General features: G+C 72.5%; 10 protein-coding genes. 4 read left to right on the forward strand and 6 right to left on the reverse strand.

The genetic code is table 11. The features are described from left to right. Window positions 1-144: 144 nt before the first annotated feature. From CBZ_RS01735 to CBZ_RS01745, 3 genes are all read right to left on the reverse strand, one after another. Window positions 145-849 carry a hypothetical protein gene (locus tag CBZ_RS01735; protein WP_130779903.1) on the reverse strand — a complete coding sequence of 235 codons (705 nt, stop codon included), beginning with the start codon at window positions 847-849 and terminating at the stop codon, window positions 145-147. A gap of 793 nt (window positions 850-1,642) precedes the next feature. Beyond that, window positions 1,643-2,500, reverse strand: coding sequence for a rhomboid family intramembrane serine protease (locus tag CBZ_RS01740; protein WP_130779904.1), 858 nt, complete (start codon window positions 2,498-2,500; stop codon window positions 1,643-1,645). Window positions 2,501-2,507: 7 nt separating this feature from the next. Then, window positions 2,508-3,047 carry a peptidylprolyl isomerase gene (locus CBZ_RS01745; RefSeq protein WP_130779905.1) on the reverse strand — a complete coding sequence of 180 codons (540 nt, stop codon included), beginning with the start codon at window positions 3,045-3,047 and terminating at the stop codon, window positions 2,508-2,510. 166 nt (window positions 3,048-3,213) lie between these two features. Here CBZ_RS01745 and CBZ_RS01750 point away from each other — a divergent pair, with 166 nt between their 5' ends. Both CBZ_RS01750 and CBZ_RS01755 read left to right on the forward strand, forming a co-directional pair. Continuing rightward, on the forward strand, window positions 3,214-4,203 hold the full coding sequence (locus tag CBZ_RS01750) for a hypothetical protein (protein ID WP_246012954.1): 990 nt from the start codon (window positions 3,214-3,216) through the stop codon (window positions 4,201-4,203). 259 nt (window positions 4,204-4,462) lie between these two features. Continuing rightward, window positions 4,463-7,636 carry a glycoside hydrolase family 9 protein gene (locus CBZ_RS01755; RefSeq protein WP_130779906.1) on the forward strand — a complete coding sequence of 1,058 codons (3,174 nt, stop codon included), beginning with the start codon at window positions 4,463-4,465 and terminating at the stop codon, window positions 7,634-7,636. Between the two features lie 94 nt (window positions 7,637-7,730). Here CBZ_RS01755 and CBZ_RS01760 read toward each other — a convergent pair whose 3' ends face one another. Genes CBZ_RS01760 through CBZ_RS01770 form a run of 3 tightly spaced genes read right to left on the reverse strand, consistent with a single transcriptional unit; the run spans window position 7,731 to window position 10,332 of the window. Further along, window positions 7,731-8,564 (reverse strand): ABC transporter permease, encoded by an 834-nt coding sequence (locus tag CBZ_RS01760; RefSeq protein WP_130779907.1) that lies wholly within the window; start codon window positions 8,562-8,564, stop codon window positions 7,731-7,733. Then, window positions 8,561-9,412, reverse strand: coding sequence for an ABC transporter permease (locus CBZ_RS01765; RefSeq protein WP_130779908.1), 852 nt, complete (start codon window positions 9,410-9,412; stop codon window positions 8,561-8,563). Before CBZ_RS01765 ends, CBZ_RS01760 begins: the two co-directional genes overlap by 4 nt. Further along, window positions 9,409-10,332 (reverse strand): ABC transporter ATP-binding protein, encoded by a 924-nt coding sequence (locus CBZ_RS01770; RefSeq protein ID WP_130779909.1) that lies wholly within the window; start codon window positions 10,330-10,332, stop codon window positions 9,409-9,411. The genes CBZ_RS01765 and CBZ_RS01770 overlap by 4 nt, the downstream gene beginning before the upstream one ends. Window positions 10,333-10,523: 191 nt before the next feature. Between CBZ_RS01770 and CBZ_RS01775 the strand changes: the two genes are divergently transcribed. Both CBZ_RS01775 and CBZ_RS01780 read left to right on the forward strand, forming a co-directional pair. Next, window positions 10,524-11,087 carry a hypothetical protein gene (locus CBZ_RS01775; protein ID WP_130779910.1) on the forward strand — a complete coding sequence of 188 codons (564 nt, stop codon included), beginning with the start codon at window positions 10,524-10,526 and terminating at the stop codon, window positions 11,085-11,087. 82 nt (window positions 11,088-11,169) lie between these two features. Then, a complete protein-coding gene (locus CBZ_RS01780; RefSeq protein ID WP_130779911.1) occupies window positions 11,170-11,916 on the forward strand; it encodes a GNAT family N-acetyltransferase in 747 nt (248 codons plus the stop codon). Window positions 11,917-12,025 lie beyond the last annotated feature (109 nt).

Here is a 12,025-nt window from a genome sequence, read left to right on the forward strand (position 1 = left end):
GGCCCAGCGACTCGCCGGGTCGTCCCGGCTCGGTGTCCTGCCCGCTGAGCGGACGCTCGCGTCGTCGCGCCCGCTCGCGTCGGGACGCGTCCGGACACGTCGGGAGTCGGGTGCACGGCCTCGCGGCCGCCTGTGCGGGACCGGTCAGGCCTGGCCGAGCTCGACCGCAGCCAGCAGCTCGTCGAGCTCCTGCCGGTGGGCCGCCACGAACTGGGCCTCGAGGTCGACGAGGGCACTGACGAGCGTCTGCTCGTAGTCGGTCGCGACGCGGCAGTCGAAGTCGACGACCGCGATCGCGCGCTCCTCCGCCGACCCGACCAGGTAGCGCTCCTCGACCGGGATGTCGTCGGCGGTCTCGAGCTCGCCGGGGTACCCCGCCACCCCGCCGGGCGGGGTCCGGACGGCGAGGAAGTAGGTGTCGACCGGGCTGAACGTGTCGACGTCGACGCCCTCGGGCGGACTCAGGTCGTAACCGGCGTCGAGCACGCAGCCGTACCACCGGGCGTTCAGGTCGGCCACGCGCGTGTCGGCCTGCAGCCCGCGCATGCGCAGGCTGCCCATCCCGGCGAACAGCTGGCCGTACTGCTCGGCGAGGGCGCCGCGTCCTTCGTCGTCGGAGGCGGGGACGGCGGCGTCGGACCGCCCGTAGCAGCCGCCCGTCGGGTCGGGCTGAGGGCCGTCGGGACCGTCGCTGCCGGTCAGCGTCGCGTAGTACTCGGCCTGTCCCGCCGCGCCGAGGGTCTCCGCGTAGGCGTCGTTCGGGTCGAGCTCCTGTGAGTCCAGCCGAGCCGCCTCCGCGGCGTCGACGTCGACCTCGGCGCGGTCGTCGGGGAGCTGCGGCAGGCCCACGACGTCCTCGGTCCGGGGTAGCTCGTCGGCTCGGCCTCGTCGGTCGCCGCGGGCACGTACTCGAAGCCGGCGTCCTTCATGCAGGTGGCGACGAGCTGCTGCACCTTCTGCTGACGGGCCGCCGACGCCTGCGCCGCCTCCTCCGAGACGCCCGCGACGGCGTCGACGGCGGCGAGGTACGGGCTGAACGGGGTCCCGCCCTCGATCGGCGTCGTGAGGCTCGAGCGCGGTGCGTCGCTCGGGACGTCGGAGCCCGGCACGGTGCTCGGGGGTGAGGTGGCGTCGTCCGCTCCGGCGGTGCCGGTGCTGGTGCCGGTGCAGCCGGCCACGAGTGCGGCGACGAGGGCGCCACCGGCGACGGCGGCTCTCCAGCCGCGGGGTCGACCGTCGTCCGGGCGCGCGTCGTGACGTCGCTTTCGGGGCATACGCCCGATTTCTACCACGGCACGGGTGCCTGGCGTAGGCGATTCGCCATCCGTCTGTCATACCTGCATTGACTCGGTCGGCCCCGGTGACGGCCAGTACACGTGCCGCGGTCGACCGTCAGGTCGAGATGACGGACGAGGCTCCCGGAGGGCCTTGTCCTGGCCGCCCTGGGCGGAGGCTACCGCAGTCCCCAGCTGTGCTCACACCTGTGGAACTACAGCCGTGTAGTTATCCACAGAGTTGTGCACCGCTGGGGACAGAAGAGATGTTGTCGCTGGTCAACAGCCTGTGGACGACACTCACTCATGCACGGACCGTCGTGCACCGCCTGGGGATGACCCGGTCCGAGCTGCCCCGCGCCCACAGGCTAGAGAAGTCCCACCGCGGCGTACGAGGCGAGGGTGGCGACGGCGAGCGCCGCGCCGACGACCACGGGCGCCAGCCACCCGACGAGCTGCCGGCGGGCCGCCGGGGCGTACGCGTAGGCGGCACCGAGCGCGAGCCCAGTCACGAGACCGCCCAGGTGCGCGGGCCAGGAGATCCCCGCGACGACGAACCCGATGACGACGTTGAGGGCGATCACCGCGAGGATCCCGCGGACGTCACCGCCCAGCCGCCGCATGACGACGAGCACGGCGCCGAACAGGCCGAAGATCGCGCCGGACGCGCCGACGACGCCGACGTTCCAGGCGCCCAGCGGCTGCGCGAGCAGGACGACGGCGACGGAGCCGCCGACGGCGCTCAGCAGGTACAGGGCGACGAACCGCGCCCGACCGAGCGCCTGCTCCAGGTACGGCCCGATCATCCACAGGGCCAGCATGTTGACGATGATGTGGAGGAAGCTGCCGGTCGAGTGCAGGAACGCCGCCGTCAGGAACCGCCACGGCTCGACGAAGCCCGCGAGCGGGCTGAAGATCCACTGCCGCGTCCAGCCGGGCACGACGAGCTGCGCCACGTAGCTCGCGACGCACAGGCCGATGATCGTGATCGTGACGACCGGGGGACCGCCGCGCAGGCGACCGCCGAGTGCCGTCCTGGCCTCGCGGGTGCCGCGCGACGCCTCGGCGACGCAGTCGACGCACTGCACGCCGACCGCGGCCTGCCGCTGGCAGTCCGGGCACGTCGGACGGCCGCACCGCTGGCAGCGCACGTACGACACCCGGTCGGGGTGCCGCGGGCAGACAGGCGGTGCGGCCGGCGCGCCCGGCGTGGGGTTCTCGCTGATGAGTCGCTCAGTCCTCGACGGTCACCGACTGCAGGACGATGTCCTGCACCGGACGGTCGCCGGGGCGCGTCGGGGTGGTGGCGATCGCGTCGACCACGGCACGGCTCGCGTCGTCGGCGACCTTCCCGAAGATCGTGTGCTTGCCGTTGAGCCACGTCGTCGGTGCGACCGAGATGAAGAACTGCGAGCCGTTGGTGCCGCCGACCTTGCCGGTCGTCGGGTCGAGCCGCTTGCCGGCGTTCGCCATGGCGAGCAGGTAGGGCTCGGTGAAGGCGAGCTCGGGGTGGATCTCGTCGTCGAACGTGTAGCCCGGGCCGCCGCGGCCGGTGCCGAGCGGGTCGCCGCCCTGGACCATGAAGTCGGCGATGACCCGGTGGAACACGATGTCCGAGTACAGCGGGTCGGTGCGCTCCTGGCCGGTGGCCGGGTCGGTCCACGCCTTGGTGCCCGTGGCGAGCCCGACGAAGTTCTCGACGGTGCGCGGCGCGTGGTTCGGGAACAGCTCGATCCGGATGTCACCGGCTGACGTGTGGAGAGTCGCGAACATGGCGACAGTGTCGCACGGGGCTCCGACGCAGGTCCTGGACACGTGCACGACGCGAGGGCGTCCACACTGCGTCCCAGCAGGTCCGGTGGCAGAGTGGGACCCCAGTGCCGCCGACCAGCGCGGATGGGTCAGCCCCACCCGCCGCACACCAAGCCGGGAGTGGACGATGGGCTTCAGCAAGAGCCGCACGACGATCGACGTCGACAAGGAGCACCTGAAGGAGCAGGCCGCCGAGCTCGGTGCGACGCTCGCCGACAAGGCGAGCACCGCCAAGATCGCGGCCGCGGCGGGTGCGAAGGACGCCGCAGCGAAGGCGTCGGACGCGGCGTCGTCCGCGAAGGACTGGACGACCCCGCGGGTCGAGGCGTTCATCGACTGGCTGCTGCCCCGCGTGGAGCACGCGTACAAGGAGAGCGTCATCGCGGCGGCCCCGAAGGTCGAGCAGGCCGCAGCGAAGGCCTCGCCGGCGATCGACACGGCCCACGACAAGCTCGTGGACGACCTGCTGCCGCGCCTGGTGGCGGCGATGAACGAGGCAGCCGTCAAGGCCGGCGCTGCCGTCGAGAAGGCCGCCGACGTGACGAGCGACTCGAGCAAGAAGGCCGCGAAGCGTGCCGCGAAGGCGGCCGCCGCCGCTGCGGCTGCGGCGGCAGCGGCCGAGCGCGAGAAGAAGCACACGGGCGCCAAGGTGTTCTGGGTGCTCGCGGGCGTGGCCGCGGTCGGCGCCGCGGCGGTCGCGTGGAGCCGGTCGCGGTCGCAGGTCGACCCGTGGGCCGAGCCGTGGGAGCCGACGGACTCGCTGGGTTCGTCGACCCACGCCGACTCGTTCCGGACGCGTGCCACCGACGCGAAGCACGACCTGACGGACGCGGTGGGCGACGCGGCGGACGCCGTCGGCGAGGCGGCGGGTGCCGCGGTCGCCAAGGGACGGGACGCGACGCGCAAGGCGGCCGAGAAGGTCGCGGAGGCGCGCGAGGACCTCACCGAGAAGGTCGCCGACGCGAAGGACACCGCGACGGAGGCCGCCAAGCGGGTGCGCCGCACGTCGCAGAAGTCGCTCGACGACACGAAGGACGCGGTCGACGAGGCGAAGGCCGCGACGACCGACGCCGTCACGGACGCGACGGACGACACGAAGGGCTCGCCCTCGGTCTGACGTCCGCCCTTCCCGGCACACCGCCGGGACCTCGTCCCCACGCCCTCCGCAGGCCTCGATGCCCGGGGGGCGTGGTGCTGCCCGGGGACGTCCGGGCCGGCGGGGGAGGGCACGTCCGGGCTGGTCGGGGCTGGTGAATCGTTTAGGGCGTTGACGCTCACGACGCCCCGTTTGCACGATGCGCCAGGCGCGTCGTGCCGGAGCGACAGCGATCAGGCAGGGCCGCCGTCCACCATCTCCGTGCCCGGAAGAGGACCCCATGCCCCGCCTTGCCACGGCGCCACGCGCGCCCCGACCGCCCCGGTCCCGCGGCCGCACCGCGACCGCCTACGGCGCCACGCTCGCCCTCGCGGCCGGGCTGCTCGCCGCACCCCTCGCGTCCGGCGCGAGCGCCGCCCCGGCCTTCAACTACGCCGAGGCGCTGCAGAAGTCGATGTTCTTCTACCAGGCACAGCGCTCGGGCGACCTGCCGGCGGACTTCCCCGTGTCCTGGCGTGGCGACTCCGGCCTCACCGACGGCGCGGACGTCGGCAAGGACCTCACGGGCGGCTGGTACGACGCGGGCGACCACGTGAAGTTCGGCCTGCCGATGGCGTTCAGCGCCACGATGCTCGCGTGGGGCGCGATCGAGAGCCCCGGCGGGTACACCAAGGCCGGGCAGCTCGACGAGCTCAAGGACAACCTGCGCTTCGTCAACGACTACTTCGTCAAGGCGCACACCGCGCCGAACGAGCTGTACGTGCAGGTCGGCGACGGCGAGGCGGACCACAAGTGGTGGGGACCCGCCGAGGTCATGACCATGGCCCGCCCGTCGCACAAGATCACCGCGTCCTGCCCCGGCTCCGACGTGGCCGCCGAGACGGCCGCGTCGCTGGCCTCCGCGAGCGTCCTGTTCAAGGCCGACGACCCGACCTACGCGGCGACGCTCGTCTCGCACGCCAAGCAGCTCTACTCGTTCGCCGACACCTACCGTGGCGCGTACTCCGACTGCGTCACGGCCGCCTCGGCGTACTACAAGTCCTGGTCCGGGTACCAGGACGAGCTCGTCTGGGGCGCCTACTGGCTCTACAAGGCCACCGGCGACGCCACCTACCTGACGAAGGCCGAGACCGAGTACGACAAGCTCGGCACCGAGAACCAGAGCACCACGCGCTCGTACAAGTGGACCGTCGCGTGGGACAACAAGCAGTTCGGCATGTACGCGCTGCTCGCCATGGAGACCGGCAAGCAGAAGTACGTCGACGACGCGAACCGGTGGCTCGACTACTGGACCGTCGGCGTCAACGGGCAGAAGGTGCCGTACTCGCCCGGAGGCCAGGCCGTCCTCGACTCGTGGGGTGCGCTGCGGTACGCCGCGAACACGTCGTTCGTGGCGCTCGTCTACTCCGACTGGCTCACCGACGCGACCCGCAAGGCGCGCTACCACGACTTCGGCGTCCGGCAGATCAACTACGCCCTCGGCGACAACCCGCGCAGCTCGTCGTACGTCGTCGGCTTCGGCGCCAACCCGCCGACCATGCCGCACCACCGCACCGCGCACGGCTCGTGGCTCGACTCGATCACCACGCCCGCCGCGTCCCGGCACGTCCTGTACGGCGCGCTCGTCGGCGGCCCCGGGTCGCCCAACGACGCCTACACCGACTCGCGGCAGGACTACGTCGCCAACGAGGTCGCGACCGACTACAACGCCGGGTTCACCAGCGCCCTCGCGCGGCTCGTCGACGAGTACGGCGGCACGGCCCTCGCGGGCTTCCCGACGGCCGAGCAGCCCGACGGCGACGAGCTGTTCGTCGAGGCCATGCTCAACCAGCCCCCGGGGACGACGTTCACCGAGGTCAAGGCCATGATCCGCAACCAGTCGGCGTTCCCGGCGCGGTCGCTGAAGAACACCAAGGTCCGCTACTGGTTCACCACCGACGGCTTCGCGGCGTCCGACGTCACGCTGTCGTCGAACTACAGCGAGTGCGGCGCGCAGTCCGGCAAGGGCGTCAGCGCCGGCGGCACGCTCGGCTACGTCGAGCTGTCGTGCGTCGGCCAGAACATCTACCCGGGCGGCCAGTCGCAGCACCGCCGCGAGATCCAGTTCCGGGTCACCGGCCCGACCGGCTGGAACGCCGCGAACGACCCGTCGTACGCCAACCTCAACCAGACCGCGCTCGCCAAGTCCGCCGCGATCACGATGTACGACGGCGGCACGCTCGTCTGGGGCAAGGAGCCGACCGGCAGCACGCAGGACACGACCGCGCCGACCGTCCCGGGCACGCCGGTCGCATCCGGGATCACGACGACCGGTGCCGCGCTCACGTGGGCCGCGTCGACCGACGCCGGCTCCGGGGTCGCGGGGTACGAGGTGTACCGGGTCAGCGGCACGACCCAGACGCTCGTCGCCGCGCCCGCGGGCACGACGACCACCCTGACCGGCCTCACGCCCGCGACGGCGTACTCGTACGTCGTCAAGGCCAAGGACGTCGCCGGCAACGTGTCGGCCGCGTCGGCGGCGGTCACGTTCACCACGCTCACCGCGCAGGAGGCCGTGCCGCCGACGACCCCGGGCACCCCGGTCACGTCGGCGGTCACGTCGAGCGGCGCCACGCTCACGTGGACGGCGTCGACGGGCAACCCCGCCATCGCCGGGTACGACGTGCTGCGGGTCCAGGGCTCGACCACGACCCTCGTCGCGCAGACCACGGGCACGACGTACACGCTCACCGGCCTGACGCCGAGCACCGCGTACTCGTACGCCGTGCGGGCCCGGAACCTCGCGGGTGACCTGTCGTCCGTGTCGACGGCCGTCACGTTCACGACGACCGCCGCGCCCGCCGACACCGTCGCGCCGACCGTCCCGGGCACCCCGCTCGCGTCGAACATCGGCCCCTCGGGGGCGACCCTCACGTGGACCGCGTCGACCGACACCGGCGGCAGCGGGCTCGCGGGCTACGAGGTGCTGCGCGTCAACGGGACCACGCAGACGCTCGTCGCGTCGCCCACCACCGCGTCGACCGTCCTGGCCGGCCTCACGGCCGACACGGCGTACACGTACGTCGTCCTCGCGAAGGACGTCGCGGGCAACCGCTCGGCCGTGAGCAACCCGGTGACGTTCACGACGCTGCCCGTGACCAGCACCGCGAAGTGCAAGGTCGCCTACACGGCGAACAGCTGGAACGTCGGCTTCACGGGCTCGGTGAAGATCACCAACACCGGCACGACGCCGCTGACCTGGACCCTCGGGTTCGCCTTCCCCTCTGGCCAGCAGGTCACGCAGGGCTGGAGCGCCACGTGGTCGCAGACCGGGACGACGGTCGCGGCCACGGGGCTGTCGTGGAACGCCACGCTCCAGCCTGGCCAGAGCACCGACATCGGGTTCAACGGCTCCCACCCGGGGACCAACACGAGCCCGACGTCGTTCACCGTGAACGGTGAGGTGTGCGGCTGAGCCGCTGACCTCAGGGCGACCGCCCACGGTGCTGACGGGCCCCGGTGCACACCTCGTGCGCCGGGGCCCGTCGGCCGTCCGGACCCGTCGCGGGTCAGCGCAGGAAGAGCGCCCGCAGCCGGGTCGTCGTGAACGTGACGCCGAGCGCGATCATGCCGACGTAGTAGGCGACGTGCCCCCACATCGCGGCCGACAGGACGCCCGTCGTCAGGCCGCGGACCAGCTCGACGCCGTGCCACAGCGGCATCGCCTTGATGAACCACTGGACCGCCTCGGGGTACACCGACAGCGGGTAGAACGTGGCGGAGAACAGGAACATCGGGAGCAGGACGAAGTTGATCCAGTCCATCTGCTGGAACGTCTTCATGAAGCTCGTGACGGCCATCCCGACGGCGGCGAAGCCGAACGCGATGAGCAGCACCGCTGGGATCGACAGGAACGCCGTCCACGCCAGGTTCAGGCCCATGACCTGCATGACCGTGAGGAAGCCGAGCGCGTAGACGCCACCCCGGAGCAGCGCGTACGAGATCTCGCCGAGCGCGACGTCGAGCGGGCCGATCGACGTCGACAGCATCGCGTCGTACAGCTTGCCGAAGTGCATCTTGAAGAACACGTTCCACGTCGAGTCGTACACGGCGCCGTTCATCGCGGACACCGCGAGGAGCGCGGGGGCGACGAACGCGGCGTACGACACCGTGACGCCCGGCTCGACCTCGACGTCGCCGATGAACGTGCCGAGCCCGTACCCCATCGCGAGCAGGTAGAACACCGGCTCGAAGAACCCGGACAGCACGATGACCCAGTTGCCGGAGCGGGTCGCGCGCAGCCCGCGCTCGACGACGGCCCCGGCGTTGCCGGACGACAGCGCCTTGACGCCACCCGTGGTTAGCCAGCGCGGGGTGAGCCCGCGGTCGGTCGCCGTCGTCATCCGCGCAGCCTCCGGGTGAACACGCGGCCCGCGAGGACGCCGCCGACGCCGGCCATGAGCAGCAGCACCGCGAGGTGCAGGCCGACGGGCCACGCCCCCGGTGCGGAGCCGTAGCTGAGCGCGCGGCCGATCTCGCTCGCGTGCCACACGGGCGACACCCAGCCGATCCACTGCAGCGCGACAGGGACGGTGTCGAGCGGGTAGAACGTGCCCGAGAACAGGAACATCGGGGTGAACACGAACCGCTGCACGAGCGCGAACTGGCCGCGGTCGTCCTTGATCGACGCCGAGTACGCCATGACGGGCAGCCCGAACGCGAGCCCGGCGAGGACGCCGACCAGCGGGATCAGCAGACCCGTCACGGGGTCGCCGACCGCACCGAACGCGACCATGAGCGCGTAGTACGCGACGGCCGTGAACAGCATCCGCCCGACGCAGGCCACGACGACGCCCGTCGCGAGCTGCGGCGGCGACACCGGCGACGCGTTCGGCGCGTAGTACAGCCGCCGCCACTTGAAGCCCGACATCACCGCGTACGTGAACTCGTCCATCGCGACGCCCACCGCGGCCGTCATGAGCAGCGCCGGCGCCACGAACGTCACGTAGTCGACGGGCCCGTCCGGCCCCTCGGCCACGGACACGTCGAGGAACGCCGCGAGCCCCAGCCCGATGCCGAGCAGGTACAGCAGCGGCTGGCCCACGCCGCTCGCGACGATCGTCCAGCCGTACGCCTTCATGCTGCGCAGCTGCGCCTCGGCGACGTACCACCAGCCGAACCGGCGGGGGAGGACCGCGGCGTCGAGCGCGCGCTGCGCGGCCGCGGTCGGGGTGCTGGTCGTCGTCGTCACTCGATGAGGCTCCGCCCCGTGAGCCGGAGGAACACGTCCTCCAGGCTGGACCGGCGGACCAGGCTCGTCGTGGGCTCCAGGCCGAGGGCCAGGACCTTCTCGACGACCGACTCGCCGTCGTCGGCGTAGAGCAGCACCCGGTCAGGGAGCACCTCGATGCGCTCCGTGACGCCCGCCATCCGCTCCGCCGCGTCCGCGTTGCGCGTCGACCCGAACCGCAGCTCGACGACCTCGCGCGTCGAGTACCGGCGGATCAGCTCCGCCGGGCTGCCCTCGGCCATGATCCGGCCGTGGTCGACGACGACGAGCCGGTCGCACAGCTGCTCGGCCTCGTCCATGTAGTGCGTCGTGACGACGAGCGTCGTGCCGGCCTCCTTGAGCCGGAACAGCCGGTCCCACAGGACGTGCCGGGCCTGCGGGTCGAGGCCCGTCGTCGGCTCGTCGAGCATGAGGATGCGCGGGTCGTTGATGAGCGCGCGCGCGATCGTGAGCCGGCGCTTCATGCCGCCCGACAGGTCGTCGGTCTTGACCTTCGTCTTCTCCGTGAGCTGCGCGAACTCGAGCAGCTCGTCGGCGCGCTCGGCGCACACCCGGCGGGGGAGGCCGAAGTAGCGGCCGTAGACGAGCAGGTTGTCGCGGACCGTGAGCTCGGTGTCGAGGTTGTCCTCCTGCGGCACGACGCCGAGCTGGGACCGGATCTCCGGGCCGTGCGTCTCGGGGTCGAGGTCGAGGACGCGCAGGTCGCCGCCGGAGCGGGTCGAGACCGCGCCGACCATCCGCATCGTCGTCGACTTGCCCGCGCCGTTCGGGCCGAGGAGGCCGAACGACTCGCCGGCGGCGACCTCGAAGTCGATGCCGTCGACGGCGGTGAGGTCGCCGAAGCGCTTGGTGAGCCCGTGGGCGGTGATGACTGGTGTCACAGCGGACCAACCTAGACCGCCGCGCCCACAGCGTCGATGGCGATACTGACCGACCTGTCACCGGCGTGCTCCTCGCGCGTGCGAGCGCCGTTCGGCGGCCCGACGACGGCCGGTCGCCGCGCCCGGGCAGAGGCCGCCGCACGGGCCCGTGGTCCTGCCGGAGCCGCCCGGCCGGGCGGTACCGTCCGGCCATGCTGCTCCCCGACCTGCAGTCCCGCGTCCGCATCGCGCTGACGAACACGATCGTCGACCAGTGGACGCTGTTCGCGCCGTCGTCGGGGACCAGCCGGCCGTCCGCCCGCTCCATCTCGTTCCACCTGGGGTGGGCGCTGCGCGGCACGATCGAGCGGACCTGGGACGTGGACGCCGAGTACGACCGGTCCGGCATGGTCCTCGAGTCCTCCGTGCGGCTCGACGACGGCACGTCGCGCCCGCCGCACCTGATCGTCCACCACCGCGGGCGGCTCGGGCCCGAGCACAACCTGCTGCTCGTCGAGCTCAGCACCGACGCGACCGGCACGCCCGGCTCGCTCGACGTCACCACCGCGACCGGCGTGCAGCGCCGCTTCGGCTACCGGTACGGCGTCATGCTCGACCTGCGGCTCGCCGAGGTGGGGACCACGGCGCGGGTCGTCCCGCACTGGCAGTGGACCACCCTCGACGAGGGCCCCGTGACCGACGGGCTGCGGCCGGTCTACACCGACGACGTCCTCGCGGAGATCACCGCCCGTGCACGCGGCGGCGACGCGTGGTGACGACCCTCGACGCCCGCCCGGCGATGGTGGCCACGGCGAATACCGTTTGCCCGGCCCCGACCGTCCCGGCACCCTGACGGCCATGCCGACGCCCGAGCAGCCCGCGACGCCCCCTGCCACCGCCCCCGCCACCGACGCGGCGACCGCGCCGTCCCTCGTCGACCTGTGGCCGCTCGCCGGCGTCCGCGTCACCAGCGGCGACCTCGAGCTCCGGTACCTCGACGACACCCTCCTCTTCGACCTCGCCCGCCTCGCGGGCCAGGGCGTGCACGGCACCGACTTCATGCCGTTCACCGTCCCGTGGACACGCGGGACGCCGACCGAGGTCGGCCGCAGCGTCCTCGCGTACCAGTGGGGCAACCGTGCCGGTCAGAAGCCCGAGGACTGGCGCATCGAGCTCGGCGTCGTCCGGGACGGCGAGGTCCTGGGCATCCAGGGTGCGTACGCCAAGCAGTTCCCGGTCCTGCGGACCGTCGAGACCGGCTCGTGGCTCGGCCTCGCGCACCAGGGCGCGGGCGTCGGCACCCGGATGCGCCTCATGATGCTGCACCTGCTGTTCGACGGGCTGGGCACCGAGATCGCGACGACGGGGGCGTTCTCCGACAACGAGCGGTCGCTCGGCGTGACGCGTCGGCTCGGCTACGCCGCGAACGGCGAGGAGCGGACGCTGCGGGACGGCACGTGGGGCGTGACGCGCCGGTTCACGATGACCCGGGAGCAGTGGGACGCACGACCCGAGGGCCTGCGGCCGCCCGTGACCCTCGTCGGCGTCGACGCGCTCCGTGAGCAGCTCCTGCCGCCCGACCCCGGCCTGAGCACGACGTCCTGACGCCCTGACGACGTCCTGACGCCGGTCGGTTCTCCGCCCGCTCCCGCGCCCGGCCCGCTCCCCAGTGCCCGGTGCCCCGTGCCCGAAGGGGCAGGATCGGCTGCCCTCT

It is taken from the genome of Cellulomonas biazotea (assembly GCF_004306155.1).
Lineage (GTDB): Bacteria > Actinomycetota > Actinomycetes > Actinomycetales > Cellulomonadaceae > Cellulomonas > Cellulomonas biazotea.